At 67.1% G+C, this 26,123-nt stretch carries 22 protein-coding genes and 3 pseudogenes; 9 read left to right on the top strand and 16 right to left on the bottom strand.

Annotated elements, in window-relative coordinates; translation table 11 throughout:
• Window positions 1–3: 3 nt before the first annotated feature.
• From OG874_RS06265 to OG874_RS06225, 9 genes are all read right to left on the bottom strand, one after another.
• Entirely contained in the window at window positions 4–969 is a 966-nt protein-coding gene (locus OG874_RS06265) for an NAD(P)H-dependent flavin oxidoreductase (RefSeq protein ID WP_330254161.1), read from the bottom strand.
• Window positions 966–2,579, bottom strand: a complete 1,614-nt coding sequence (locus OG874_RS06260; protein ID WP_330254160.1) for an AMP-binding protein — start codon at window positions 2,577–2,579, stop codon at window positions 966–968. Before OG874_RS06260 ends, OG874_RS06265 begins: the two co-directional genes overlap by 4 nt.
• Entirely contained in the window at window positions 2,576–3,625 is a 1,050-nt protein-coding gene (locus OG874_RS06255) for an aldo/keto reductase (RefSeq protein ID WP_330257202.1), read from the bottom strand. The genes OG874_RS06260 and OG874_RS06255 overlap by 4 nt, the downstream gene beginning before the upstream one ends.
• Before the next feature lie 154 nt (window positions 3,626–3,779).
• The gene (locus tag OG874_RS06250; protein WP_330254159.1) at window positions 3,780–4,295 is read right to left on the bottom strand and encodes a DoxX family protein; all 516 of its coding nucleotides are present in this window, start codon (window positions 4,293–4,295) and stop codon (window positions 3,780–3,782) included.
• Window positions 4,296–4,312: 17 nt separating this feature from the next.
• Window positions 4,313–6,601, bottom strand: a complete 2,289-nt coding sequence (locus OG874_RS06245; protein WP_330254158.1) for an acyl-CoA dehydrogenase family protein — start codon at window positions 6,599–6,601, stop codon at window positions 4,313–4,315.
• 353 nt (window positions 6,602–6,954) lie between these two features.
• Entirely contained in the window at window positions 6,955–7,734 is a 780-nt protein-coding gene (locus tag OG874_RS06240; RefSeq protein ID WP_330254157.1) for an enoyl-CoA hydratase-related protein, read from the bottom strand.
• A 30-nt stretch (window positions 7,735–7,764) separates the two neighbouring features.
• Window positions 7,765–8,097, bottom strand: coding sequence for an alpha/beta fold hydrolase (locus OG874_RS06235; protein WP_330254156.1), 333 nt, complete (start codon window positions 8,095–8,097; stop codon window positions 7,765–7,767).
• Between the two features lie 21 nt (window positions 8,098–8,118).
• Complete coding sequence (locus OG874_RS06230; protein ID WP_330254155.1) at window positions 8,119–9,105, bottom strand: NAD(P)H-dependent flavin oxidoreductase; 987 nt, start codon at window positions 9,103–9,105, stop codon at window positions 8,119–8,121.
• A gap of 10 nt (window positions 9,106–9,115) precedes the next feature.
• A complete protein-coding gene (locus tag OG874_RS06225; RefSeq protein WP_330254154.1) occupies window positions 9,116–9,910 on the bottom strand; it encodes an enoyl-CoA hydratase/isomerase family protein in 795 nt (264 codons plus the stop codon).
• 378 nt (window positions 9,911–10,288) lie between these two features.
• Here OG874_RS06225 and OG874_RS06220 point away from each other — a divergent pair.
• Window positions 10,289–12,052 (top strand): annotated as a pseudogene (locus OG874_RS06220) (branched-chain amino acid ABC transporter ATP-binding protein/permease); the annotation flags it as partial.
• Complete coding sequence (locus OG874_RS06215; protein ID WP_330254153.1) at window positions 12,049–12,774, top strand: ABC transporter ATP-binding protein; 726 nt, start codon at window positions 12,049–12,051, stop codon at window positions 12,772–12,774. The pseudogene OG874_RS06220 and the gene OG874_RS06215, both read left to right, overlap by 4 nt.
• A gap of 122 nt (window positions 12,775–12,896) precedes the next feature.
• Here OG874_RS06215 and OG874_RS06210 read toward each other — a convergent pair whose 3' ends face one another.
• Genes OG874_RS06210 through OG874_RS06195 form a run of 4 tightly spaced genes read right to left on the bottom strand, consistent with a single transcriptional unit; the run spans window position 12,897 to window position 17,553 of the window.
• A complete protein-coding gene (locus OG874_RS06210; RefSeq protein ID WP_330254152.1) occupies window positions 12,897–13,694 on the bottom strand; it encodes a crotonase/enoyl-CoA hydratase family protein in 798 nt (265 codons plus the stop codon).
• Window positions 13,694–14,839: a thiolase family protein gene (locus OG874_RS06205; protein ID WP_330254151.1), complete on the bottom strand. Its 1,146-nt coding sequence runs from the start codon at window positions 14,837–14,839 to the stop codon at window positions 13,694–13,696. Before OG874_RS06205 ends, OG874_RS06210 begins: the two co-directional genes overlap by 1 nt.
• A gap of 13 nt (window positions 14,840–14,852) precedes the next feature.
• Window positions 14,853–16,001 carry an acyl-CoA dehydrogenase family protein gene (locus OG874_RS06200; protein ID WP_330254150.1) on the bottom strand — a complete coding sequence of 383 codons (1,149 nt, stop codon included), beginning with the start codon at window positions 15,999–16,001 and terminating at the stop codon, window positions 14,853–14,855.
• 7 nt (window positions 16,002–16,008) lie between these two features.
• Entirely contained in the window at window positions 16,009–17,553 is a 1,545-nt protein-coding gene (locus OG874_RS06195; RefSeq protein ID WP_330254149.1) for a class I adenylate-forming enzyme family protein, read from the bottom strand.
• Window positions 17,554–17,725: 172 nt separating this feature from the next.
• On the opposite strand from OG874_RS06195, the gene OG874_RS06190 reads away from it, so the two are divergent.
• Window positions 17,726–18,796 (top strand): acyl-CoA dehydrogenase family protein, encoded by a 1,071-nt coding sequence (locus OG874_RS06190; RefSeq protein ID WP_330254148.1) that lies wholly within the window; start codon window positions 17,726–17,728, stop codon window positions 18,794–18,796.
• Window positions 18,797–18,921: 125 nt separating this feature from the next.
• Here the strand turns inward: OG874_RS06190 and OG874_RS06185 are convergent, their stop codons facing one another.
• Window positions 18,922–19,548 carry a TetR/AcrR family transcriptional regulator gene (locus OG874_RS06185; protein ID WP_330254147.1) on the bottom strand — a complete coding sequence of 209 codons (627 nt, stop codon included), beginning with the start codon at window positions 19,546–19,548 and terminating at the stop codon, window positions 18,922–18,924.
• Between the two features lie 214 nt (window positions 19,549–19,762).
• On the opposite strand from OG874_RS06185, the gene OG874_RS06180 reads away from it, so the two are divergent.
• Together OG874_RS06180 and OG874_RS06175 are read left to right on the top strand one after the other, a co-directional pair.
• A complete protein-coding gene (locus tag OG874_RS06180; RefSeq protein ID WP_330254146.1) occupies window positions 19,763–20,917 on the top strand; it encodes an amidohydrolase family protein in 1,155 nt (384 codons plus the stop codon).
• Window positions 20,918–20,955: 38 nt separating this feature from the next.
• Entirely contained in the window at window positions 20,956–21,159 is a 204-nt protein-coding gene (locus OG874_RS06175; RefSeq protein ID WP_067662780.1) for a hypothetical protein, read from the top strand.
• 216 nt (window positions 21,160–21,375) lie between these two features.
• Here the strand turns inward: OG874_RS06175 and OG874_RS06170 are convergent, their stop codons facing one another.
• Together OG874_RS06170 and OG874_RS06165 are read right to left on the bottom strand one after the other, a co-directional pair.
• Window positions 21,376–22,563 carry an acyl-CoA dehydrogenase family protein gene (locus tag OG874_RS06170; protein WP_330254145.1) on the bottom strand — a complete coding sequence of 396 codons (1,188 nt, stop codon included), beginning with the start codon at window positions 22,561–22,563 and terminating at the stop codon, window positions 21,376–21,378.
• A gap of 43 nt (window positions 22,564–22,606) precedes the next feature.
• On the bottom strand, window positions 22,607–23,392 hold the full coding sequence (locus tag OG874_RS06165) for an enoyl-CoA hydratase/isomerase family protein (protein WP_330254144.1): 786 nt from the start codon (window positions 23,390–23,392) through the stop codon (window positions 22,607–22,609).
• Window positions 23,393–23,500: 108 nt separating this feature from the next.
• Between OG874_RS06165 and OG874_RS44645 the strand changes: the two are divergent.
• The 4 genes and pseudogenes from OG874_RS44645 to OG874_RS06150 form a co-directional block, all read left to right on the top strand.
• Window positions 23,501–23,695, top strand: a pseudogene (locus OG874_RS44645) (oxidoreductase); the annotation flags it as partial.
• 31 nt (window positions 23,696–23,726) lie between these two features.
• The gene (locus tag OG874_RS06160; protein ID WP_442943378.1) at window positions 23,727–24,050 is read left to right on the top strand and encodes an oxidoreductase; all 324 of its coding nucleotides are present in this window, start codon (window positions 23,727–23,729) and stop codon (window positions 24,048–24,050) included.
• Window positions 24,005–24,805 (top strand): annotated as a pseudogene (locus OG874_RS06155) (thiolase family protein); the annotation flags it as partial. The gene OG874_RS06160 and the pseudogene OG874_RS06155, both read left to right, overlap by 46 nt.
• A 37-nt stretch (window positions 24,806–24,842) precedes the next feature.
• Entirely contained in the window at window positions 24,843–26,072 is a 1,230-nt protein-coding gene (locus tag OG874_RS06150; protein ID WP_330254143.1) for a CaiB/BaiF CoA transferase family protein, read from the top strand.
• Window positions 26,073–26,123: the final 51 nt, after the last annotated feature.

Genomic DNA, 26,123 nt, shown 5'->3' with positions numbered 1-26,123 from the left:
GATTCAGCCCTTGTCCGACAGTGCCTTTCGCCAATGTCCGGGCACCCGCGCGGCGGCGAGCTCGGCGGCGAGTCGGTCCACGACCGCCTGCACGCTCGGCACATCGTCGATCAGCCCGGTCGAGTGACCGGCGCTCCACACCGACTTCCACGCTTTGACGCCCTCGGGCAGGTTCGGCCGGTGCTTGCCGGTCGGGCGCGGCAGGTTCCGGGGGTCGAGGCCGGCTTTGATGATCGAGGGTTCGAGGAAGCTGGCGGGTAGACCGGCGATCGCGTCGGTGAACAGTACGTCCTCGCTCTTCGACGTCACCAGCATGTGTTTGTGGTCTTCGACGGTGCCCGACTCGGCCGTCGCGATGAACCGGGTGCCCATCACGACGATGTCGGCGCCCAGAGCGAGTGCCGCCGCGATCCCGTTGCCATCGGCGATACCGCCGGCCAGCATGATCCGGCCGTCGAAGATGCTGCGCACCTTCGGCAGGAACGAGAACGGCGACAGCGTTCCCGCATGCCCGCCCGCGCCGGCGCACACCAGCATCAGTCCGTCGACGCCGGCCTCGATCGCCTTCTCGGCGTGCCGGATGGTCGTCACGTCGTGAAAAACCTGGCCGCCCCACTCGTGTGCCGCCTCGACGACCTCGCGCGGGTCGCCCATATTGGTCAGGATCAGCGGCGCCTGATGCTTGCGCACGGTGGCCAGCGCCTCGTCGCGCGACTGCCTGTCCAGGGCCGCGGAGGCCAGCATGTTCACGCAGAACGGCGCGAAATCGCCACCGGCGTCCACCGTCTGCTTCTCGGCCTCGCGGATGGCGTGCAGCCACGTTTCGAGGGTTTCCGGGCGGCGCGGGTTGGCCGACGGGAAGGCGCCGATGATGCCGGCCCGGCAGGAGGCGATGACCAGGTCGAGGTTGGAGACGATGAACATCGGTGCCGCCATCACCGGCAACCGTAGCGAGTTCCAGTTGATCATGTGTTGTCCACCTTGGCGAAGTATTTCTTACGCAAGTCGGCCTTGCGGATCTTGCCCACCGCGGTGCGCGGCAGTTCGTCGACGATCGTCAGCTTTTCGGGGGTCTTCTGCCTGGCCAGACCGGATGCGGCGAAGTGCCGGCGGACCTCGTCCAGATCGAGTTCGGCACCGGGGGCGAGCACCACGATCGCGGCGGCGACCTCGCCGTACCGCTCGTCCGGCGCCGCCACGACCACGCCCTCGGCGACGGCCGGGTGCACGGCCAGCACATCCTCGATCTGGCCGGAGGAGATCGTCTCGCCCGCACGGATGATGACGTCCTTGAGCCTATCGGTGATCGAGACCCGGCCGTCGCTGTCCAGGTGCCCGAGGTCGCCGGTGCGCATCCAGCCGTCCTCGGTGAATGCGGCCCGGTCGAGCGAGGAATCGCGGTAGCCGACGAACTGGTCGGGTCCGCGGGTGACGATCTCGCCGTCGACCCCGAGCGCCAGATCCCGGCCTTCGGGGTCGAGGACGCGGACTTCGACGCCGGGCAGCGGGGCACCGTCGGTGTGGATGCGTGCGTCCTGCGGATCGTCGACACCGCAGACGGTGATGGTCGGATGTTCGGTCGATCCGTAGCACCGGTAGGTGTTGATGCCGGCCGCAGCGGCGCGCCTGCCGAGTTCGTCCGGGACCGTGGCCGCCCCCAGCATCAATTCGGTCAGGGTGGCCAGTTTGTCGCCGCGGTCCGCGACGTCGAGGATCCCGGTCAGGTGGAACGGGGTGCCGACCGTGGAGGTGACGCAGTACCGGCCGATCAGTTCGACTGCTGTGCACGGGTCCCAGGTCTCCATGTAGACGGTCTCGGTACCGTGCAGAATCGGGCGCAGCACACTGGCCACGCCCGCGATGTGTCCCGGCGGGAACGAGACCAGATGCACCGCCCCTGCCGTCGTGTTCTGCAGATACGGAAGCGTACTCTGCTCGGCGAGCATCGAATTGTGGCTGTGCTGAACACCTTTCGGCGCCGAGGTGGTCCCGGAGGTGTAGACGAGCAGGCATACGTCATCGGACCGCACGCTCGGTTCGGCGTACACGCCGTCCCGGTCGAGTTGCCCCCAGCTCATCGCGCCCGCGTATTCCCCGTCGCCGACCACCACGATCTGTTCGAGCGTGGGAATCGCGGACAGCTCGGCGATCCGGTCGGTGTATCGAGTCGAGCGGATCCGGTCCGGCATGATCAGGATCTTCGCCCCGGACTCCGTGAGGATGAACGACAGCTCGGCCGTGCCGTAGATGTGTACGACCGGGACCAGCGTCGCACCGGTGAGCAGGACCGCCTCGTAGGCCACCGAACATTCGAACCGGCTGGGTAGTTGGACGACCACCGCGTCGCCGGGCCCGACGCCCATCCCCTGCAATGCGGCCGCGATTCGCCGCGCCTCATGATGAATCTCCCCCACCGAGGTGTCGATCAGCGCGTCCGCCCCGGCGAATACCACCGACGCGCTCGCGTACTTCTCTCCGCCATGCTCCAGCGCATCGACGGCGGTGCGGTCGGAGTACCAGCCGTCTCGATACCACCTGGCGCGCAACGCCTCCGGGTCGTAGGTGGCGATGTCGGTCATGGCTTCGCTCCGATCGGCCGTGCGGATCTGCGCAAGTGCTTGTGCCGCAGGGCCCGTGGCTCGTAGGCGAGGTCGGCGCGCGCGAGAGTCACGCCCGGGGCGACCACCTCGTCGACGAGGTCGAGCACCTCGTCGGTCAGCGCGGTGTCCACGACCTTCAACTGGCTTTCCAACTGGTCCATCGTGCGTGGGCCGATGATGGTCGAGGTCACTGCGGGGTGAGCGAGGGTGAACCCGAGTGCCAGGGTGATCAGGTCGATGCCCGCCTCGGCGGCGATCTCGTCGAGCCGGTCCAGGAGTGCGAGCTTGCGCTGCGCACCGTCGGAGTCGATTCGCCAGGACCCGCGTCCGAGGCGGCTGAACCGTGCCGCGCCGTCGGGCTGATTGTCACCGCGGTACTTCCCGGTGAGCCAGCCGCCGTTCAACGGACTCCAGACGATCGTGCCCATCCCGTAACGCTGACAGGTGGGGAACACGTCGCGTTCGGCGCCGCGAACGAAGATCGAGTACGGCGACTGCTCACAGCGCGGCCTGATATGGCGTCGGTCGGCGGCCGCCCACTGGGCCTCGACAATCGCCTCCGCCGGAAAGGTCGAGGTGCCGACCATCCGCACCTTGCCGGAACGAACGAGATCCGACAGCGCGCCGAGGGTTTCGTCCAGATCGGTGGCCTCGTCGAGTCGGTGCACCTGGTACAGGTCGATGTAGTCGGTGCCGAGGCGGCGCAAGCTGTCCTCGCAGGCCCGCACGATCCAACGGCGCGACGCCCCGCGATGGTTGGCGTCACGGCTCATGGGATTGAAGAATTTGGTCGCGACCACTACATCGTCACGCCTGCCGACGATCGCCTTCCCGACGATTTCCTCGGACTCGCCCCGCGAATACACATCAGCGGTATCGATGAAGTTGATACCCGCCTCCAGCGCGCGATCGATGATCGCGCGGCAGTCGTCGTGATCGGTGTTGCCCAGGGCTCCAAACGACATCGCGCCCAGACACAGCCGCGAGACGGTGACACCACTGCGCCCCAGGTGCTCGAACTCCATGCTCATCGTCCCTTCCATACGGGTGCGCGTTTCTCGACGAACGCGCGCGGCCCTTCCGCAGAGTCCTCGGTCCGATGAATGCTCTTGCGCTCGGCATGATTACGCGCCCAGTCATCCTCGGCAGTGCGAAACAGTTATGTCCGCGCCTGGGTGGCTAGCTCGCAATGCCAGGTTCGCGCACCGGGCGGTAGCACGCACCCAGCAACGCCGCGGCGGCACCGAGGCCGAGCACCACCGACACCGCGAGTCCGGCCCAGCCGTCGAAGATGTTGTGCCCGAAGATCGCCCAGTCCAGGCTTATCCGTCCTGCGCCGCCGACCGCGACCGATATCGCGCCGACCGCGAGGATCAGGTTGTACTCCCACCCGTTGCCGGCGATGAAGAAGCCGTGTTCGCGGTGCACCGTCCATGCGGCCACCGCCATCAGGGAGACGAAGGCGGCCGCCGCGAAGGGGGTGAGCAGACCGAGCGCGAGCAGGATTCCGCTGCCCACCTCGGTACCGGCCGCGAGCCACGCCTGGACCGTGCCGGGACGCATACCGATACTGTCGAACCATCGCGCGGTTCCAGGAATTCGCCCGCCGCGGAAGAACTTTCCGTATCCGTGGGCGGCCATGGTCAGCCCCAGACACACCCGGAGCAGGGTCAGGCCCGCATCGATCGAGGTCACGAGATCTCCTTGCCTGGTCAGGACAGCCGGGCCAGGACCGCACCGGCGGCACGGTCGCGCAGATTCTCGGGTCGGCCGAGCGCCACCTGGTTGGCGGTGGCCCGGCGCAGCAGCACGTGCGCGGGGTGTTCCCAGGTGAAGCCGATGCCGCCGTGGATCTGGATGCAGTTCTCGGCCGCCCAGACCGCGGCATCGAGCGCGGCGGCCGCGGCGATATCGGAGACGAGCCGGGCCTCGGCGTCGTCGGCCTCGAGATCCGTGGCCGACAACACCTGGGAGCGCGAGCCTTCCGCGCGGATCAGCATGTCGGCACAGCGATGCGAGATGGCCTGATACGAGCCGATGAGGTGTCCGAACTGTTCGCGCTGCCCGGCCCAGTCGACGGCCAGTGCCAAGGCCCGGTTCGCGACGCCGACCGAGTCCGCCGCGAGTACCAGCTGGGCCACCGGCCGGGCGGCGTCGAGGATTCGGGTCACCTCGGCTCCGCGGGCGATGACCTCCGGCTCGACCCCGTCCAGCACCACCACTGCGATGGTGCCCGTCACGTCCACCGATTCCTGCGGTTCGATCTCGACCTCGATGGGTTTCGCCGTGCCGAGGACGAGTTCGCCGGTGGCGGCGTCGCGGGCGAGGAGCACCAGCCGGTCGGCGACCGGCGCACCTGGCACTCGCTCGACCGAACCCGACAGCCGGGAACCGTCCAGCGTCGGCAACGGGCCGTCGACCACCCAGCCGTTATCGTCGACGGGCACGACGAATGCGGCGGTGGCGCCGTCGCACACCGCGCGCACGGCATCGATGGCACCGGCCTGTCGCAGCACCTCGAGCGCGATCAATGTCGGGACCAGAGGCACCGGGGCGACCGCGTAGCCGGCCTCCTCGACCGCAGCCGCCAGCAGCCGCAACTCGGCGCCGCCGCCACCGAGATCCTCCGGAAGCGCGAGACCGGGCAGCCCGAACCTGACCAGCTCGTCCCAGAGCCCGATGTCATAGTCGGCGGTCTTGGACGCCCAGGACAGCAACTGTTCGGCGGCGGCGTGCGACGCCAGCGCCTTGCCGAGCACCTCGCGCAGCGCGGCCTCGGCCTCCTCGGGCGGGGTCAGGGGTCGGCCCGGTGCGACCACCGCGGGACGGGTGCCCTCGCCGCGGTGCGACGGCAGCCCGAGGACCTGCTCGGCGATGGCGTTGCGCTGAATTTCCGCCGTGCCCGCGCCGATGGTCGAGGCCCTGGACATGAAGTAGCCGTAGGTCCAGCGGCCCGCGTCGACGGCGCCTTCGGAGCGGTTGCTCAGCGCCGCGCCCGATCCGGTCAGCCGCTGTGCGAGCCGGTGTAGTTGCTGTTCGAATTCCGATTTGACCAGCCGGTTCACCGAGGCGACGCCACCCGGATCCGAGTTGCGCAGTACCGCGTCGAGCGCACGCGCGCTGTTCGCTGCGATGGCTCGCACGCCGGTCTCGACGAACGCGAGTTCCTGGCGGATCAGGGCGTTGTCCGCGTAGCCGTGTTCGATCGCGAGTGAGAACACCTTGTCGACCAGGCCGCGGTAGCGAAACTCGTCGGCGAGGAATGCGGTCGCGCGCTCGTGGCCGAGGGAGGTCCGCATCACCGACCAGCCCTTGCCCTCCTCACCGACCAGGTTCTCGGCGGGCACCACGACGTCGTCGAAGAAGACCTCGGCGAAGTGGTGGCCACCGGAAGCGTCCTTGAGCGGGCGGACTTCGATGCCGGGCGAATCCATCTGGATCAGCAGGTAGCTGATACCTGCAGTGCCGCGGCCGGCCGGGCCGGTGCGCACGAGCGCGAACATCCAGTCGGCCCCGGTGGCCTGGGTGGTCCAGATCTTCTGGCCGGTGACGCGATAGCTGTCGCCGTCGCGTACCGCCTTGGTGGACAGTGAGGCAAGGTCGCTGCCTGCGCCGGGTTCGGAGAAGCCCTGGCACCATGTCTCGTCGGCCCGCAGCAGCGGCTCGAGGAAACGCTTCTTCTGTAGTTCGGTGCCGTAGACGATCAGCGTGGGCGCGACGATGAAGGAGATCGGGCTCGGGTGCTTCGGCACACCGGCGGCGCTGGTCATCCGGTAGTAGTCGAGCTGGTCCTCGAGGCCGAGCTCGAGCCCGCCGACTGTCTTGGGCCAGCCCGGCGCGGCGACGCCGGCGTCGACCATTTCCGACTGCCACGCCCGCGCGGCCACGGCCCGGTCACGCGAGGTCTCCGGCCGGGGTCGCTTCGCATAGTCGTCGAGCAACGCGGTCAAGCGCGTACGCCAGTCGCCCTGCCCGGTCGCTTGCTCCACCGGCTCTGTCATCGATCCCACCACGCCTCCTCAGCTATCTCAATAAGCACTAGGTTAACTTAGTCATAGATTACAGTCCGAGGGTGCAGAGCGGAAGTCCCGGATGACGGAAAGGGACGCAGCACCACGTGTGCGCCCGCGCAGTAATGCCCAGCCCGCCCTGCCGCCTCAGCCGGTTCAGCGGTCGGGCAGCAGCAGCTTGTTCGCGGCAACCCGATATGCCTCGCTCAGTGCGGCAGATCCGGGCTGCCCCTCGACGGTGTTGACGTCGCCAGCTGGTTCGCCACCGCAAGCACACCGTCGAGCAGCAGTGCACTCACAGTGGCACCGTCCGCAGCTCGTCGGCATACCTCGGCGCAGCCGGCTCAGGCATCCGAGCTCGACTTGGCCGGGCGCTTGTCGAAGCGATCACCGATATCCTTGCCGTCCGGCCGCCAGGACGCCGAGGCCTCCGCCTCGAGGCCGAGTGCATGCGCCACCGACGCGCCGGCGCCCTCCTTGAGCAGGCGCAGCATTCGCTGCACCGCGACCGGGTGGCTGTCCGCAATGGATTCCGCGATCGCGAGAGTCCGCTGCATCAGCTGCTCGTGCGGCACGACCTCGTTCGCCAAACCGATGCGCAGCGCGGTCGCGGAATCGATCGGATCGCCGCTGAGGATGATCTGAATCGCGGCCGGCAATCCGACGATCCGGGGCAGCATCGCACTGCCGCCCCAGCCGTTCAGCAGTCCGATCGAGGCGTGGGTGTCGGCGAATACGGCCTGCTCGGAGGCGATAATGAACGAGCAGCTCACCGCGAACTCGAAAGCTCCCGTATAGCAGGGCCCGTTGACCGCAGCGATCACCGGCTTGCCGATTGCGCGCACAACCTGGGTCGGCGTAGTTCCCTCCGTGCGCGGTGGCGGACCGGTCAGCGCCTCGGGCAGGTCGACGCCAGCGGAGAACGCGCTCCCAGCGCCGGTAATCACCACGACCCGGACATCCTCGTCGGCATCGGCCTTCCACAGTTCCCGCTTGATCGCCTTGCGCATGGCCCGATTGATCGCATTGCGTCGATCGGGCCGATTCAGCGTCAGGATCGCGACATGGCCCTCGCGAGTGACCAGCACCGGCTCGGCCTCGACTCCGTCGTTCTTCTCACCCATCGGGACTCCTTATTTCTCAAACGAATTCGACTAGCCACCGAGGCTCGCCCCGATGATGGTGACCGGTTCCCCGATCTCGTCGATGACCGCACGCACGTCCTGAGTGAGTGTGTCCCAGCCGTATTCGGCGGCCGACCGTGCCCACGCACTGTCCCCGTGGCCGCGAGTATCGATCGCGATGACACGAAACCTCTTGGCCGCCAGGTGAATACCCGTCCGCTTCCATAAGTGTCGAGTCTGTCCGGTTCCGTGCAGCAGCACCACCGGGTCGCCGTCGTGCCCCCAGTAATCCCCCGCCAGCCGCAGGCCACCGGCCCGGCGGAACTCCACGGGGCGGCCCTGCTCAGCGGTAGCGATACTCATTGCGCTCCTTGCCCGACAGTGTCAGGAGACCACGACCGGATCCGAGATCAGCGCCGCGTTGCGACGCAGGACGGTCTCGGCCGCGGCGGCGATCCGGGTGACCAGCTCACCGGCGGCCGGGATGTCATGGATCAGGCCCTGCACCATCCCGACGGTCCAGATGCCGGCCTCCGGATCACCGTTCTCGTACACCTTCCGACCGCGAGTGCCTGCGACCAGCTCCTGCACATCCTTGAATCGCCCCCCCTTGCCGAGAATCTCGACCACTTCTTCGCTCACCGAGTTCTTCGCCGCGCGCATGGTGTTGCGCAGCTGCCGGAAGATGAGCTGGGTGTCGAGCTCGCTCGCCTCGACGATCTGCTCCTTGACCTTCTGATGGATCGGACTCTCCGCGGTGCACATGAAACGGGTGCCCATATTGATGCCGTCGGCGCCGAGCGCGAGCGCCGCGGCCAGGCCTCGACCATCAGCGAATCCGCCGGAGGCGAGGATCGGGACGGTCAGTTTGTCGGCCGCCGCGGGAATCAGCACCAAGCCGGGAACGTCGTCCTCACCAGGATGTCCGGCACATTCGAAGCCGTCGATGCTCAGCGCGTCGACGCCGAGGCTCTCTGCCTTGAGGGCGTGCCGGACGCTGGTGCACTTGTGGATCACCTTTATGCCGTGCTGCTTGAAGTGCTCGACGTGCACCTGCGGGTTCGAGCCCGCGGTCTCGACGATCGTCACCCCGGACTCGATGATCGCCTGCCGGTACTCGTCGTACGGCGGCGGGTTGATCGACAACGTGAGGGTGAGGTTGACGCCGAACGGCTTGTCGGTCAGCTCCCGGGCGCGCGCGATCTCCTTGACGAGGTCCTCCGGCGTGGGCTGCGTGAGCCCGGTGATGATGCCCAGACCGCCCGCCTCGGAGACCGCCGCGGCGAGCTCGGCACGGCCGACCCACATCATGCCGCCCTGGACGATCGGATGCTCGACGCCGAACTCTTCGGTGAATCGTGTCTTCAACATGATGGGACTCCTAGGCGTGCGCGGTGGCGACGGGCTGCGAATCGGGTCGATAGAAGACTGCTTCGCGCTTCTCCAGGAAGGCCGCCCTGGCCTCCGCCGCGTCGACGCCGACGATGTTGTTGGCCTGAACGTGGTTCTCCCGCTGCAGCGCGGCCTCGATACTGCCGCCGTCCGCCGCCGCATCGAGCAGCTGCTTGGTCAGCGACAGCGCTTGGGTGGGCGCGTACACGAGCCGCCTGGCCATGGACTCGACCGTGGCGTCGAGCTCCTCGACGGTCACGATCCGAGTCACCAGACCGAGCTTCGAAGCCTCTGCGGCTGAAAGGATCTCGCCGAAGAAGGCAAGTTCCTTGGCCTTCTGCAGACCGACCAGCCGGGGCAACAGCCAGCTGCCGCCGAAGTCGAGCGACAGCGCGCGGCGGATGAAGATCTGGGAGAACCTCGCCCGTTCGCTGGCGACGACCAGATCGCAACCGAGCGCGAGGTTCCAGCCGGCACCGACCGCGACGCCGTCCACCTTGGCGATGGCGGGAATGGTCAGTGCGGACAGCGCCTCGGCGGCGTGACTGGCGCGCTTCATATAGTCCAGCGCGTCGTCGGAGATCCCGTCCAGGTCGGCTCCGGAGCAGAAGTCTCCGCCGGCTCCGGTCAGAACCATCACTCGGTCACCCGGCGTGCGTTCGATCTCGGTAAAGGTTTCGGCGAGCTCGCGCCACATGGTTGGACTGCCGGCATTCTTCTTCTCCGGCCGCGACATGACGACCGTCACCACCCCGTCGTGACGTTCGACTTTCAGCGTCTGCACCCTGCCCACCTCTCTGCCGACCTTCTCTGGCGCCACCGCCAGAGTCTTACCTAGATAACATAGTTCACTATGTTATGCCGTGCAAGATCGGGCAGAACACAGCCCGCGATCCTCTAGCCGACCAGAAATCGTTAGCAATGCTCAGCGATTTTCCGCGCTCAGGCGATATTTTTCGATATTGCAACCGAGTCGACCGACCGTTCGAGCCCCACTGCCACGCGCGACCGTTCTCCGAGTCTGAATGCGCACCTGGTGAACTTAGATTTCTTATTGACACACCTGGCGCTGGGGCTGGGCAACGGCGCCGTGTACGCGGCGCTGGGCCTGGCACTGGTGATGACGTTCCGCAGTTCGGGCGTCGTGAACTTCAGCACCGGCGCGGTGGCCCTGTACGTGGCTTACACGTACCGCGCCGCGGTCATCACCACCCTGATCCTGGCGGTGGTCGCCCTGTCGCAGGTCGTCGTCACCGGCTTCGCGGGACAGATTTCGCTGGCACAGCTGACGCTCGCGGGCATCGGCGCATTCACCCTCAGCCGACTGACCAGCGACCTCGGCATCCCGTTCCCGATCGCCCCCATCCTGGCGGCACTCGCGGCCACGGTGATCGGCGTCGTCGTGGGACTGCCGGCACTGCGGATCCGCGGATTGCCCGTCACCGTCGTCACGCTCGCGCTTGCGGTGTTTCTCGACGCGTTCTGGTTCCGCAACAGCAATCTCAACGGTGGTCTGAACGGCGCGCACATCAAGAATCCGACCCTGTTCGGCATCGACCTCGGCATCGGAGCGGGACAAGCGTATCCGCGGGTCGCGTTCGGAATCGTATGCCTTGTGGTACTGGTCCTGGTCGCGGTGGGCGTCGCCAAGCTGCGGACCAGCCGCCTCGGCGCCTCGATGCTCGCGGTGCGGGCCAATGAGCGCTCGGCCGCGGCGTCGGGAATCGACGTGTCCCGCACCAAGATCAAGGCATTCGCCATCAGCGCGTTCATCGCTGGGCTGGGCGGGGCGCTGATGGGGTATCAGCAGACCGTGGCGACCGCCGAATCGTTCTCGGTCCTCGCCGGTATCGGGCTGTTCGCGATCGTCTACATCGCTGGCATCACCTGCGTTTCGGGCGGCATCCTCGCAGGCGTCATCGGAGCGGGCGGAATCCTTTTCATTTTCATGGACCGAGCCCTGCACCTCGGCGACTATTACTCGATCATCTCCGGCATCCTGCTGGTGCTGACGGTCATCCAGTTCCCCGAGGGCCTCGCCGGCCACCTGCATCAGCATTCGGCGCGAATCCGCGGGCTGCTGCGAACCCGCAGGCTATTCCACCGCAAGCGCACCACCGCGCCCGAGGACCGGATCCTGGCCTCGGTGCCCGAGGCACCCACGCGGCTGCGGGAGGTCTCGGACGAGATCCTGCTGTCCGCAACGGGAATCGGCGTCCGATACGGCGGCGTGGTGGCACTCGACGACGTCACCTTCGACGTCCGCGCCGGCGAGATCGTCGGTCTGATCGGGCCCAACGGCGCTGGCAAGACCACCTGCATCGACGCCGTCAGCGGCTTCGCGTCCGCATCGGGCACGGTAACCCTCGGCGATCGGCGCGTCGACGGACTCGAACCGCACAAACGGAGCAGGCTCGGCCTCGGCCGGACCTTCCAGGGCATCGAGTTGTACGACGATCTGACGGTGCGCGAGAACGTCGCCGTCGGCACCGTCGCGGCGGCGAAACGCCCCGGCGAGGTATCCAGTCCACCCGATATCGACGCCCTGTTCGGTGTGCTGCATCTCGACGCCGTCGCCGATCGTTCGGTCAGCGAGCTGTCGCAGGGGCAGCGTCAGCTGGTCTCGGTGGCCCGCGCCCTGGCCGGACGCCCTCGTATCGTTCTGCTCGACGAACCGGCCGCGGGCCTCGACAGCACCGAAAGCCAATGGCTCGGTGCACGGTTGAAGGCAGCGCGGGACGCGGGAGTGACGGTGCTGATGGTCGACCACGATATGGAACTGGTACTCGAGATCTGCGACCGGATCGTGGTACTCGACCTCGGCCGCGTCATCGCGCAGGGCACACCCGAGGAAATCCAGTCCGATCCCGAGGTGGTGCGCGCCTACCTCGGCACCACCCATGCCCCCACGGAGGTGTCCGCATGACCACGGTTCTCGCATGCGCCGAAGTCGACGCCGGCTACTCCAAGGGCCGCCCGTGTGTGCGCGGTTTCGACCTCTCACTCGCCGAGGGCGAGGTGCTCTGCCTGCTGGGACCCAACGGCGCCGGCAAGACCACCCTGCTGATGACCCTCGCCGGACTGCTGCCCGGCCTCGGCGGCACGATCTCCATCGCCGGGACCTCCGTCAAGCCCGGCCAGGCGCGGGCATCGTCGCGGGCCGGGCTGGTTCTGGTGCCGGACGACCGCTCACTGTTCACCGGCCTCACGGTCAAGCAGAATCTCGAGCTCGCGCGCAAACGCTCGGGTCCGGCCGTCACCGACATCGTCGAGTACTTTCCTCGGCTCGGCGAGCGGCTCGAGGTCTCCGCGGGCATGCTCTCCGGCGGTGAGCAACAGATGCTCGCGATCGGACGGGCACTGATGCAGAAGCCGAAGGTACTGCTGATCGACGAGCTGAGCATGGGTTTGGCCCCCGTGATCGTCGAATCACTGCTCCCCGTGATCCGCCGGGTCGCCGACGACAAGGGCACCGCGGTGATCCTCGTCGAGCAACACGTGCAGCTGGCCCTCGAAATCGCCGATACGGCAATAGTTCTCGCCCACGGACGCGATGTGCTGCGCGGCAGCGCGGCCGAACTGGCAGCCGACCCGGAGAAGATCGAACGGGCCTACCTCGGCACAGCGGAGGCCAAGACCGGAGCCTGACCGGCCACACACAGCACCGAGATCCCGCACAGACGAAAAGTCCGCCCCTGTCGAATCGGCAGGGGCGGACTCCGATTGGCTTCAGTGCTCGACTTCAACCAGAACACAATGCTTTCGATCGGCTAGCGCGACTTCCACACAGGTGCGCGCTTCTCGGCGAAGGCCAGCGGGCCCTCCTTGGCGTCCTCGCTGTTCATCAGGCCCTCCCACTCGGCCTCCGAATGACCCCACCTGTCGTTCTCGGCGGGACGGTCGCCCGCCTGGATGCCGAGCGCGATCCGCTTGCTGGCCTGGACCGACAGCGGGGCGTTGACAGCGATCCGCTCGGCCAGCGCGAGCGCCGCCTCGACCACGGTGCCGTCGGGCACGATCTGGTTGATCAGGCCGTACTCGCGGGCGGTGGCCGCCGAGATCGGATCGCCGGTGAGGATCATCTCCATGGCCAGGCGCTGCGGTATCTGCGCCGGCAGCCGGAACACCCCGCCAGCACCGGCGAGCAATCCGCGCTTGACCTCGGGCAGTCCGAAGCTGGCGCTCTCGGCCGCGACGATGAGGTCGGCGGAGAGGGCGAGTTCGGTGCCGCCGCCGAGCGCTGTGCCGTTGACCGCGGCGATCGTCGGCTTACTGACAACGTGCCGAACGAATCCGGCAAAACCCCAGTGCTCGTTGCCGGGCGCGAACACGCCCTCGCCGCGCGAGATCGCTTTGAGGTCGGCGCCGGCGCAGAAGGATTTGTCGCCCGCACCGGTGATCACGATGACGCGGATCTCCGGGTCGTTCTCGGCCTCTACCAGTGCGTCGCCGACGGCCGTGCTCACCGCGGCGTTGACCGCGTTGCGTGCCTCCGGACGATTGATGGTGATCAGGACGACGTTGCCCTTGCGCTCGACCAGCGCGCCGGTCTCGGTTGCCGCGGTCATCACTTCACCAGCTCGAGGATCGTCGCGTTGGCCTGCCCGCCACCCTCACACATGGTCTGCAGACCATAGCGAATGTCGTTGCGGCGCATATGGAAGATCAGGTCGGTCAGGATGCGGGCGCCGGAGCCGCCGAGCGGGTGGCCCAACGCGATGGCGCCGCCGTTGGGGTTCAACTTCTCGTCCGGTGCGCCGATCTCCTTCTGCCACGCCATCGGCACCGGCGCGAAGGCCTCGTTCACCTCGAACACACCGATGTCGTCGACCGTCAGTCCCGACTTCTGCAGCGCTTTCTCCGTCGCGGGGATCGGGGCGCCGAGCATCATCACCGGATCAGCGCCCGCAACGACCGCAGTGTGCACACGGGCGATCGGCGTCAGGCCGTGCTTGCTCGCGAACTCGTCGCTGACGATCAGCAGTGCCGCCGCGCCGTCGGAGATCTGTGAGGCGTTGCCCGCGTGGATGACACCGTCTTCCTTGAAGACCGGCTTCAGCCCGGCCAACTTCTCGACGGTGGTTCCGCGGCGAATGCCCTCATCCTTCGACACCACAGTTCCGTCGGGCAAAGTGACCGGCACGATCTGAGCGTCGAACAGACCGGCGTCCTGCGCGGCCGCGGCACGTTCGTGCGAGCGAGCGGAGAACGCGTCCACATCGGTGCGCGACAGTGCCCACTTCTCGGCCATCATCTCGGCGCCGACACCTTGGTTCGGTGAGGCGTTGTAACGCTCGGTGAACTTGGGGCTGAGCGGGCTGCCACTTCCGGCCACCGCCGCCCCCATGGGAACCCGCGACATCGACTCGACACCACCGGCGACGACGGCCTCGTAATGACCGGCGAGCACGCTGGCCACAGCGAAGTTCAGCGACTGCTGCGACGATCCGCACTGGCGGTCGACCGTCACACCCGGCACCGACTCCGGCCACCCCGCGGCGAGCACGGCATTGCGCGCGATGTCATGGGTCTGCTCACCGACCTGCCCGACGCAGCCCCAGATGACGTCCTCGATCAGCTCGGGTTCGATGCCCGCCCGCTTGACCAGTTCCTGCAGCACGACGGCCGACAGGTCGACGGGGTGAACTCCGGACAGACCACCGTTGCGCTTTCCGACCGGAGTCCGGACAGCCTCGACAATTACTGCACCCATAGGGTTTTCCTTTCTACAGTCCGAGCGAGCGCCCGATGATTTCCTTCATGATCTGAGTCGAACCGCCGTAGATCGTCTGAATCCGAGCATCCGCGTAGGCCTTGGCGATCGGATACTCCATCATGTAGCCGTAGCCGCCGTGCATCTGCTGGCAGGCGTAGATCAACCGCTGCTGCAGTTCGGTGGTCCACCATTTGGCCTTGGCCGCGTCGGTCCCGTCGAGAGTGCCCGCGTTCAACGCGGTGATGCACCGGTCGACGTACACCTGCGCGAGGTCGACCTCCGTCTCGAGGGTCGCCAACTCGAACTTGTTGGCCTGGAAGGATCCGATCGGCGCACCGAATGCCTTGCGGGACTTCACATATTCGAGAGTCATATCCAATAGCGTCCGGCAGGAGGCGACGGCTGTGACGGCGATCGACAACCGTTCCATCGGCAGGTTGCGCATCAGGTGCACAAATCCCTTACCGACCTCACCTATCACGTTCGCCGACGGGACCCGCACCTGGTCGAAGTTCAGTTCCGCGGTGTCCTGGGAGTGCATACCGAGCTTGTCGAGGTTGCGGCCGCGGGTGAATCCCGTCATGCCACGCTCCACGGCCAGCAGGGTGAACGCACCGCTGGCCTTGGCGTCGGGATCGGTGCGGGCGACCACGATGACGAGGTCGGCATGGATGCCGGAGGAGATGAAGGTCTTCGAGCCCGTCAGCACCCAGTCGTCGCCGCCCTTGCGCGCCGAGGTCCGAATCCCCTGCAGGTCACTACCCGCACCCGGTTCGGTCATCGCCACCGCCACGACCAGCTCGCCGCTCGCGAACGCCGGCAGCCACCGGGCCTTCTGCTCGTCGTTGGTGAGCTCGAGCATGTAGGGGGCGAGCACATCGTTCTGCAGGGTGAAGGCCGGACCGCCCGAGGATGCCCGGGCCAGTTCCTCGGCGACGATGGCGTTGTAGCGGAAATCGCCCGACACCCCGCCCCCGCCGAACTCCTCCGGAACCGAGAAGCCGATCACTCCGAACTTGGCGGCCTCGACGTAGAGCTGCTTGTCGATAATGCCGTCGGACTCCCACTGCTCCTGATGCGGAGTCGCGTAGCGGGCCAGGAATTCGCGAACCGTTTCGCGGTACTGGTCGTGTTCGGCTTCGAAGATCTCTCGCTGCATCTTTGCTCTACCTTCCCGATTCGACCGCTGGAACCGACGCGGATTCGTCCATCTCCGAGACCATTTCGAGCAGGCGACGCCGATCCACCTTCAGCGACACACTTCTCGGCAGCTCCGGCACCGTGTAGATCCGCACCGGGATTTCATAGGCGGTGAGCTGGCCGCGGCAGAAGGCCCTCAGTTCTTCCTCGGGTACCTCGGCCGCGCCCTCGCGCAGTTCCACGACCGCGATGGGCACCTTGCCGAGCCGCTCGTCGTCGCGGCCGTACACCGTGGCGTCCAGAATCGCGTCGTGGGCGCGCAGCGCCTCGGCGACCGTCTCGGGATGAACCTTGAAGCCGCCCCGGATGATCGCATCGTCCGCGCGACCGTCGATGTAGACGAATCCGTCCTCGTCCAAGTGGCCGAGATCCGACGTGCGGACCCATTCGTGTTTGCCGGTGCCGGTCTGGCTGGAGCTGACCTCCAGGCGGCCCGACTTCCCGACCGGGAGGACCGTGCCGTCCTCGGCGACCGCGCGAAGCTCGACGCCGGGCATTTCCCGCCCGACACTGCCACGTTTCTTGGTCCACCACTGGGCATGCATGGGTTTGGTCCATCCGGCGATGGCACCGGAGAACTCGGTGGCTCCGTACATGATCAGCACCGGGATGCCGTACTTCGCGCTGAATTCGTCGGCCAGGTCCGGGTTGACGAAGGTCGTGCCCGCGGTGATGGCACGCAAGCTGGCCAGATCCTGAGACGGGACGTCGGCGCTGATCACCGCACGCATCGCGGCGGGCGGTAGACCGGCGACCTTCGGCTGATGTTCCTTGACCGCCGCGCACCAGCCCTCGACGGTGAAGCGCGGGAGCATCACGAAGGGCCTGGCCTCGGCAAGGTTCTGCAGGACACCCCACAGACCGCCGATGTGCACGATCGGGAGGGTGACCAGCGCGACGCGACCGGTGAGCAGCTTGCGGTCGGGCGGTCCGGCAGCACCGGTATGTCCGTGCACCGCGGTGAGCGTGGCCTCGAGCTGGCGCCAGGTGAGCGGGATCCGCTTGGGCGGGCCGGTTGTGCCCGAGGTGAACATCTCCACGCCCACCGCATCGACGATGTCGCTGTCGGTCTGCGGCGCCGTGGCCGCGGTCGCCTCGGTGGTCGCCACTACCTGTGGGCCGTCGACGGCGAATCCGATCACGCCGCGGTCTTCGGCCGCGGTCCGGAAGCCCGACTCGCTCCACATGGACGCCGACGCCAGGACGGCGCGGGGATGTGCCTCGCTCATGTCGGCGCTCAGTCGCGCCACCGGCTGCATGGGATTGAGAGTGATGACCGTACGCCCCTTGCCGAGAATGGCGATGAGCGCGGCAATCGACTCCATCCGGTTGTCGAGCACCACGCCGACTCGGCTGCCTGCGTTGCATCCGGCGGCGGCCAGTTCGGTGTCCAGGGTCTCCGCAAGTGCCCGGACCTCTCCCCAGGTGAACCAGGTGTCGCCCTGCTGGATCATGGCGGCGTCGGCGTCGGCCTCCCACAGCCTCGCCAACGCGCCTCTGATGCTCATCATTTGTTTCCTCCCACTCTTGCGGTAGCGGGCCACCGAGCCGGGACGCCGTGCTTCAGCACCCCGGCCGTAGCGATCGCCATGATCACGCGAACCGGAATCCCGGCTGTCGTATGCTCTATTCAGAAGATAGCTGACATGGTTAACTAGGTCAACATTCAAAGGGAGGACTGCAGTGGATTTCGCATTGAGTGCCGAACAGGAAGACCTGGCCGCCAGCGAGCGCGCGTGGCTGGTCAAGCACGACCCGATCGCCGCGCGGCGGCCGACCATCGATGACGGTCCCGCCCGGGTCCCCGACATCGCCGTGCAGCACGTCGCGGAGTCGGGACTGATCGGACTGCTGACCGCCGAGATGGGCGGAACCCATGTCGATCTGGCGGTGCTCGTCGAAGAACACGGCCGAGCTGCGAGCGCCGTACCGCTCGCCGAGCTGGCCCTGGCCACGGCCGAGCTCGACAAGCTCGACCACCCGCTGTCCGCACTGGCCGAAGCGAATTCGGGCGGCGCGGAGTCGATTCCGCTGGTCCTCGCCTCGGTCGACGGCGCCCCGCTCGCCGCCGAGATCATCGGCACGGAACTGCGGATCAGCGGATCCACCGCGCCCGCGACAGCACTGCCCGACGCCACCGGATTCCTGATTGCCGCAACATCTTCCGACGGCACCGAGGTTCTGGTCCACGTGCCGAGCGGGAGCCAGGGCGCAGGTGTGCGCACCCTTGACACGCTTGACCTCACCAGGTCCTGGTCGGTCCTCAACCTCGACCTGACGGTGCCCGCGCAGCGCTGGACGAGCGTGCCGGCCGGCACCGTCTCCTACCTCGGGGACGCTCTGGCCTTCTATCGGAAGATGGATGCGCTGGGCGCCGCCGAGCGACTCGTGGAGCAGACGGTCGAATACGCCGGTCAGCGCACCCAGTTCGGTCAGCCGATCGGCTCGTTCCAGGCCGTCAAACATCACTGCGCCGATATGGCGCTGCGAACCGAGGCATCACGGGCCTCGCTGTGGGCCGCCGTCGTCTCACTCGACGGCACCGACTCCGCCGGCCGCGCCGCGGCGGTATCCGCGGCCGCGGCCTACGCGGGCGAGGCCACCAGCACCGTTGCCTCGATCGCACTGCAGGTACACGGCGGCATCGGGTTCACCTGGGAGCACGACCTGCACCTGCTGACCCGGCGGATCAAGGTGGACGAGTTGCTGAACGGCTCGGTGAGCTGGCATCGCAGGCGGCTCGTCGACGCCTGAGCTTTCAGGGGGCTTCGATTCGAGCCCCCCACAGCACCACTCGACGCCTGACATGCCGAGAACCCCGGCAGCGGCTACGGCAAGACCGCATAGAAGTTCCTCACGAAATCGGCACCGGGCTGAACTCAGCCCCGCGCCGCGCCCAGCCCGAACTTTGCCGGATCCAGACACCCGATGTACTCGAGCGCGGTGTCTATCGCGTCGTTCAGTTCCGCGCGGGCCCGGCATTTGAGCACTACACGCGCCGATTCCGCGCGCATCGCCAGCAGAAAGTCGCGCAACAGCTTCTCCCTGCGTGAGGAGCCGAGCCCGAGCAGCGCGATGTCGTGATCGCTGCCCCGGCGGGCCTGCCCCCGGCGGATCGCCTCGAAGCCCGGCGGCGTATCACCCATGGCCACCACCCGGGCACGAGATTGGTTCTCCCACAACAGTTCCAGATATGCCCGAGTGCTCACCCCGTAGAGCTCCATCGGGTCGTCGACACCACCTGCGCGGGCCTTTTCGACAGCCTCCCGCACTCGCCCGTCGACCTGCTCGATCAGATCGGTCCAGATCGCCAGGAAGACCTCGGCCTTCCCGCCGAAGTGGTGATAGATGCTGCCGACGCTGACTCCGGACTTGTCGACGATGTCCGCCATCGTCACCGCGGTAAATCCACGCTCTCCGAAGATCTCCGCGGCGGCATCGAGGACCCGATCCTTGGTTTCCGGTGAACTCGTCCAGCCGCGGGTGCGGCCCTTGGTTTCCGTCATCGATCCTCCGTCGCCCGAGATCTGCGCCTTGACTTCTCCCACCCTCCGTGGTGATAATCACCTTACATTCTAAAATCGCATTCTAGAAACTAATTCTGGTGGGAGCGTTCCCCAGCAACCGGGAGCGCTGCGGCCGACCCGCGGGGACGCACCCGTCCCACATCAGCACCGCAATTCCTTTCACCGTCACGGTGAAGCGATCAGGAGGCATCGAATGGCAATCAAGCTGTGGGCGAACTCGGCGGACTCGCACTTCCTCGAGCCCGAGGACTTGTGGCGCGCACGGCTGCCGAAGCGACTGGCCGAACTGGTCCCCCGGTCGGAGAAAGATCCGGATGGCAAGTGGGAGACGGTGTTCGTCGACGGCCAGGCCTTCCGGCGCCGGCTGCCCACGATCAAGCAGGAAGAGTTCTTCGCCGCGAGCATGCGCGCGCCCGGCTCCGGCGACGTGACCAAGCGCCTGCCCGACCTCGACGAGGAAGGCATCTGGTCGGAGCTGGTGTTTCCGTCGCTGGGGATGTGGGCGTCGTCGTTCCGCACTCCCGAGGTGCTGCGGGAAGCGACCCGGGTCTCCAACGACTGGGCCAAAGAGGTCATCATGGACTACTCGCCGCGCCTGCTCCCCACCGCTCAGGTCTCGACCCTCTCCATCGAGGACGCCTGCGCCGAACTGAAGCGCTGCGGCGAGATGGGCTTCAAGGCCGTATTCCTGACCGTCGCCCCGCACCCGCAGCAGGTGGACTACAACGACGACGCGTGGGAGCCGTTCTGGGCGCTCGCCGAGGACATCGGCATGGTCATCTCGTTCCACATCGGCACCGAGCCGATCGATATGGCCAGCGGCGGAGCCGCCGGCATCATGTATCGAGGCCCCGGCGGTGCCGTGCTGAACTACACGGAGACCACATTCGGCGGCCAGCGCGCCGTGATGAAGCTGGTCGCCTCGGGCGCGCTCGACCGCCACCCGAACCTCAAAATCCTTGTCTCCGAGGGCGGCGCGACCTGGGTGCCGTTCATCGCCGACCGGATGGAGGAGGGCTACCGCCAGCATTCCCAGGTGGTCCGCCCGAAGCTCAACCGCTCACCCAAGGAGATCATCTACTCCCAGGTGTACGCGTCGTTCCAGCACGACGAGTCGGCTGTCGCCGCGATGACGGGCATGGGCTACAACAACGTGATGTGGGGCAGCGACTACCCGCACATGGAGGGCACCTACGGGCACACCCAGAAGACCCTGCACCACCTGTTCGGCAACGTCGACCAGGCCACCCGGGACCGAATCACGTTCGGGGCCTTCCAGGAACTGTTCCCCGACGCCCCGCTGCCGCCCGCCCCGGGCACCCTGAACCCGGCCGAGTCGACGGCCTGAGGGCCGCCGCCGGACCCGAACAGAATCGAGAACACCTCATGGAAGACAGCGTTCTCTACGACCTGCCGACCGAGTTCTTCGCCGACATGGCCGCCGCCTCGGGCTACTGCGACGCCCAGTCCATCCTGCCCGTCGACGGTAAGTACCTGTGCCACTGCACTTGTGGACGTTGGGACGTCGAAGCCCCCACCCGCGACGAGGGACTGACCCTGGCCCGGGCACACACCGCAGAGACCCAGTAACGCAACCGAATACGAGGCATCCGCACCGTCCGCCACACGGACGGTGCGGATGCCTCGTTCTGATCCGACACCGGAGAGTCGTAGCGGTCGATCTGCCCCTGCTTCCCCCCGGCCGGGGCCGCGTCGTATCACAGTCATAGCCTGCAACGCAGAGTCGCGATAGACACACCACCGGGAGCCAGTCAGCCGAGTCTTCCCAGATAGGCCGCCCCGAAGTCAGCGCGGCATCTTCAGTCCACGCTCGGCAATGATGTTCCGCATGATCTCGGAGCTTCCGCCCGCGATCGTGTACGCGCGGGCGTAGAGGAACTCGTCCTGCCACCGCCCGCGGTCGACGGCGCCCGGATCACCCTCGACCAGGATGCCCGCCTCCCCGCTCAGTTCCAGTGCGTACCGCGAGATCTCCACGCCGAGTTCGCTGAACATCAGCTTGGCCATGGGCGCGTCCTGCACTCGCTCGGTGCCGCGCGACCATCGGCTGATGTTGGCGTACACCAGCGCGGAGAGCGCCTCGACGTCCGCGGTGAACTTGCCCAGCGTCTCCTGGACCGCACCGTCTTCGATGGCCGGGCGTCCGCCTCGGTCGACCCGCTTCGCCAAATCTTTGAGCGCGTCCACGTTCTGACGTAGCCGCACCACGCTCGTGGCGACACCACTGCGCTCGTGCCCGAGACTCGAATTGGCAATGGCCCAGCCGGAATTGAGCTCGCCGATCAAGGCCTCGGCGGGCAGTTCGACGTTGTCGAGGAACACCTCGTTGAAGTCCGACGTACCAGTCATCTCGCGCAGCGGACGCACGTCGACACCGGGCAGGCTCATATCGACGATGAGGGCACTGATGCCCTTGTGTTTGGGCGCATCCGGGTCGGTGCGGGCCAGCAGGTAGCCGTACTCGGCCCAGTGCCCGCTGGTGGTCCACACTTTCTGGCCGCTGACCCGGAAACACCCGTTCTCGGTCCGAACCGCCTTGGTGCGCAACGATGCCAGGTCACTGCCGGAGCTGGGCTCGCTGAACAGCTGGCACCAGGTGTCCTTGCCGGAGCGAATGCCCGGCAGGTAGCGCTGACGCTGCTCCTCGGTGCCGAAGTCGATCAGAGCGTGCGAGACCAGTCCACCCGCGCCCGCGAAGTGCGGGGCCTGCGCGCGGGCGATCTCCTCCCCTACCACCACGTCACGTTCAGCCGAGTAGGAACTCCCCTGTCCCCCATACTGTTCCGGCCAGTCGCCGCCCATGTACCCCGCGGCGAACAGCTTGCCGATCCACTCGGTGATCAAGGTGTGCTCGGCCCGGTCCTCGGCACTGCGCACACCGGCCTTCGGCGGGATCGCGGGCGCGTTCGCTTCGACGAATGCCCGCACCTCCAGCCGGAACCGTTCGAGCTCCGGGCTCATTCCGTAGTCCATCTCAGCTACTCCTTCTGCGGATGCGCCTGCGGCGACCCGACGCTCAGCGAACCTCGTACTTGCGGGTGGACACCTCGGACCGCACGACCTGGGCCTGCCCGATAGGATTGCCGATCACCGTGTACGCCACGCCGGTGGCGAGGGCATGCGAGCGGCCGGTGTCACGGGACTCCCAGATCGCCCGAATGCTGCCCTGCGCCGCGGCAGGCGGCTTGGCGGCGATCCGCGCGGCGAGTTCCTGCGCGCGATCCCACAGCTGCGCCCGCGGCAGCACCTCGCTGACGAAGCCGATCTGGTGCGCACGTTCGGCGGACATTCGCTCGTCGAGTCCGAGCAGGACCATGCGCAGCACCTCGCCGATCGGGATGCGGTGCGCGAGGCCGATCGGTTCGAGGGCCGCGACCAGGCCGTAGGAGACGTGCGGGTCGAAGAACTGGGCGTCGTCGCTGGAGATGATGATGTCGGCTTCGTTGAGCCAGTAGAGGGCGCCACCGGCGACCATGCCGTGCACCGCGCAGATCAGCGGCTTCCAGCACCCGTTCTGTTTGGGGGAGAGATCGACGCCGGGATCCTGCCTGCTGAACGGGTTGTCGGCGAGGAAGGTCCCCTCCTTCACGTCCACCCCGGTGCAGAATGCGCGATCACCGCTTGCCCGCAACACGATCGCGTGCACATCGTCCTCGTCGTCGGCGAACCGCCACAGTGCCTTGAACTCAGCGCGCATCGCGTCGTTGAAGGAGTTCAACCGATCCGGCCGGTTGAGCGTGATGGTCAGGACGTGCTCTTTCAGCTCCGCGATGACCGTGGTCAACCCGTTCAGATCCACCATTCCTCCTACATTCGCCTATGGTATCAACAAAGCTTACTAAGTTATCCTTCAAATGTCAGCAGTCGCCGGTGCATACACCGACGAGAACGAGGCCAGAAGAACCCGACCATGACGCAAAGCTTGCTCTTCTCGCCGCTGACCCTGCACGGAATCACGGTCAAGAACCGGCTGCGGGTCGCACCCATGGCCCAGTATTCCGCCACCGACACCGGCGTCCCGACCGACTGGCACCTCGCCCACCTGGGCGGCATGGCCCGCGGCGGCGCCGGACTGGTGCTGTCGGAGGCCACCGCGGTGCTCCCCGAGGGACGCATCTGCATCCCCCGACGCCGGGATCTGGAGCGACGAACATACCGAGGCCTGGTCCCGGATCACCCGATTCCTCGTCGGCCAGGGCTCGATCCCCGGCATGCAACTCGCACACGCGGGCCGAAAGGGCAGCACTCAGATCCCGACGCAGGGGCGCGACGCGATCACCGAAGCCGAGGGCGGCTGGCGCACCGTGGCCCCCTCCGCGATCGCCTACGAGGGACTGCCGGAACCGCACGCGCTGACGGTCGAGGAGATCGCGCACATCGTCGCCGCCTACGCCGCCGCGGCGCGCCGTCGACGCGCGCCGGACGCTGGCACGACGCGGCAGGCCGAGCCACCGGCATGATGGAGTGGCGGCTTCCGTTCGGGGCGATGTCGGCCGCCAACTGGATCGCCTGTCAGGCCTCGCACTACTTCCATCGTTACGGTGGCGACCGCGAGGTGCTCGGACGGATCGCCGTCAATGCCCGCACCAACGCAGGGCTCAATCCTGAAGCGGTGTACCGGGATCCGATCACCCTCGACGACTATCTATCGGCACGGATGGTGTCCAGTCCCTTCGGGCTCTACGACTGCGACGTCCCCGTCGACGGAGCCGTCGCGGTGATCGTCTCCGCCGCCGACATCGCGGCCGACCTCGCCAAGCCGCCGGTATTCATCGAGGCCGTCGGTACCCAGATCATGGAGACCCTGTCCTGGGACCAGGGCACCCTCACCCATATGCCCCAGTCGCTCGGGCCCGCCGCGCATCTGTGGAGCCGCACCGATCTACGACCCGCGAACGTCGACGTGGCGCTGCTCTACGACGGCTTCACTTTCAACGCCCTGTCCTGGCTCGAGGGCCTCGGCTTCTGCGACTTCGGTGACGCACGCGAGTTCATCGGCGACGGCAGTGCCATCGCTCTGGGCGGCCGGCTGCCGATCAACCCGCACGGCGGTCAGCTCTCCGCCGGCCGCACGCACGGCTACGGATTCTTCCGGGAGGCGGTGCTGCAGCTGCGCGGGGAAGCGCCCGGCCGTCAGGTCGCCGACTCGAAGGTCGCGGTCGTCACCGCGGGCGGCGGGGTCCCCTCCGGCGCAATCCTGCTGCGCAACAGTTGATTCCACAATTCCAGCACGGTCCTACAAGGAGCTCACGATGCACCGTCCGATGGAAGGCGTCCGAATTCTCGAGGTCGCCCAGTTCACCTTCGTCCCGGCCGCGGGCGCGGTCCTGGCCGACTGGGGCGCCGACGTCATCAAGGTCGAACACGCCGAGACCGGCGACGCCCAGCGAGGGCTGGTCCGAGTCCTGGGACTCGCGGCCGGGAAGGAGGGGTCCTCGTTCGCGCCGATCATGGAGGGCCCCAACCGAAGCAAACGCAGCATCGGCCTGGCCCTCGACAAGCCCGAGGCCCGGCCGATACTCGAAGAATTGGTCCGGCGCAGCGACGTGTTCCTGACCAACTTCCTGCCCAAGGCACGCCGTAATCTCGGCATCACGATCGAAGAGATCCGCAAGATCAACCCGGACATCATCTACGTCGCGGGCAGCGGATTCGGAAGCGAGGGACCAGATTCGGAGAACGGCGCCTACGACTCGACGGCATTCTGGGCGCGGGGCGGCAGCGCGGATGGTGTCACCCCGCCGGACGCGGACTCGGTGGCATTCATGCCCGCCGGCGCTTACGGCGACAACATCGGCGGTATGACCATCGCGGGCGGGATCGCCGCAGCTCTCTACGGGCGAAAGGTCACCGGCGAACCGTCCGAGATCGACGTCTCCCTGCTCGCGGTCGGCGCCTGGGCGACACAGTTCAACGTCAACCTGGCGATGATGAACGGCGGTCCGCAGGTCAAGAGCAACAAGACCTCCGCCGCCCCCGGAAACCCTCTGACCGGCACCTACCGGACCTCGGACGGACGGTGGATTCAGCTGTCCATGCTGCAGCCGACCCGGTACTGGGACGAGTTCTTCCGCGTCCTCGGGCGTAGCGACCTGATCGGCGACCCGCGCTTCGACGCGATGGAAAAGATCGCCGCCGCAAAGGATCTGGTGGCCGACGAGATCGCCGCTACCATCGCGAAGTTCCCGTACGCGCACTGGCTGAGCGAGTTCGAGAAAATGACCGGACAGTGGGCGCCGGTACAGGACGGCTGGGACATTGCCAACGATTCGGCTCTGATCGCGAACGGACGCATCGTCGATCTCGTCGACGCCGACGGCGCACCGCAGAAGCTCGTCGCGAACCCGGTCAAGTTCGACAACCAGCCGGTCCGCATCACCCGGGCCCCGCAGTTCGCCGAACACACCGACGAGGTGTTGCGTGAGATCGGACTGGACGACGACCAGCTCATCGCGTTGAAGATCGCCAGCGCTGTCACGTAGTGCGGTTAGCGAAACGGCCCAGATGCGATACGGCAACTCGGGCAGCCTGAC

This window comes from Nocardia sp. NBC_00565 (assembly GCF_036345915.1).
Lineage (GTDB): Bacteria > Actinomycetota > Actinomycetes > Mycobacteriales > Mycobacteriaceae > Nocardia.
Note: the sequence above shows the minus strand (reverse complement) of the source record. Positions and strands in the feature narration are given on the sequence as shown.

Excerpts from the sequence above, each read along its gene's own strand:
- OG874_RS06260 (WP_330254160.1), bottom strand. The coding sequence starts at position 2,579 with ATGACCGACATCGCCACCTACGACCCGGAGGCGTTGCGCGCCAGGTGG.
- OG874_RS06240 (WP_330254157.1), bottom strand. The coding sequence starts at position 7,734 with ATGGGTGAGAAGAACGACGGAGTCGAGGCCGAGCCGGTGCTGGTCACT.
- OG874_RS06230 (WP_330254155.1), bottom strand. The coding sequence starts at position 9,105 with ATGTTGAAGACACGATTCACCGAAGAGTTCGGCGTCGAGCATCCGATC.
- OG874_RS06215 (WP_330254153.1), top strand. The coding sequence starts at position 12,049 with ATGACCACGGTTCTCGCATGCGCCGAAGTCGACGCCGGCTACTCCAAG.
- OG874_RS06165 (WP_330254144.1), bottom strand. The coding sequence starts at position 23,392 with ATGGTGGATCTGAACGGGTTGACCACGGTCATCGCGGAGCTGAAAGAG.
- OG874_RS06210 (WP_330254152.1), bottom strand. The coding sequence starts at position 13,694 with ATGACCGCGGCAACCGAGACCGGCGCGCTGGTCGAGCGCAAGGGCAAC.
- OG874_RS06265 (WP_330254161.1), bottom strand. The coding sequence starts at position 969 with ATGATCAACTGGAACTCGCTACGGTTGCCGGTGATGGCGGCACCGATG.
- OG874_RS06185 (WP_330254147.1), bottom strand. The coding sequence starts at position 19,548 with ATGACGGAAACCAAGGGCCGCACCCGCGGCTGGACGAGTTCACCGGAA.
- OG874_RS06255 (WP_330257202.1), bottom strand. The coding sequence starts at position 3,625 with ATGGAGTTCGAGCACCTGGGGCGCAGTGGTGTCACCGTCTCGCGGCTG.
- OG874_RS06205 (WP_330254151.1), bottom strand. The coding sequence starts at position 14,839 with ATGGGTGCAGTAATTGTCGAGGCTGTCCGGACTCCGGTCGGAAAGCGC.
- OG874_RS06195 (WP_330254149.1), bottom strand. The coding sequence starts at position 17,553 with ATGATGAGCATCAGAGGCGCGTTGGCGAGGCTGTGGGAGGCCGACGCC.
- OG874_RS06235 (WP_330254156.1), bottom strand. The coding sequence starts at position 8,097 with ATGAGTATCGCTACCGCTGAGCAGGGCCGCCCCGTGGAGTTCCGCCGG.
- OG874_RS06175 (WP_067662780.1), top strand. The coding sequence starts at position 20,956 with ATGGAAGACAGCGTTCTCTACGACCTGCCGACCGAGTTCTTCGCCGAC.
- OG874_RS06150 (WP_330254143.1), top strand. The coding sequence starts at position 24,843 with ATGCACCGTCCGATGGAAGGCGTCCGAATTCTCGAGGTCGCCCAGTTC.
- OG874_RS06180 (WP_330254146.1), top strand. The coding sequence starts at position 19,763 with ATGGCAATCAAGCTGTGGGCGAACTCGGCGGACTCGCACTTCCTCGAG.
- OG874_RS06245 (WP_330254158.1), bottom strand. The coding sequence starts at position 6,601 with ATGACAGAGCCGGTGGAGCAAGCGACCGGGCAGGGCGACTGGCGTACG.
- OG874_RS06200 (WP_330254150.1), bottom strand. The coding sequence starts at position 16,001 with ATGCAGCGAGAGATCTTCGAAGCCGAACACGACCAGTACCGCGAAACG.
- OG874_RS06170 (WP_330254145.1), bottom strand. The coding sequence starts at position 22,563 with ATGGACTACGGAATGAGCCCGGAGCTCGAACGGTTCCGGCTGGAGGTG.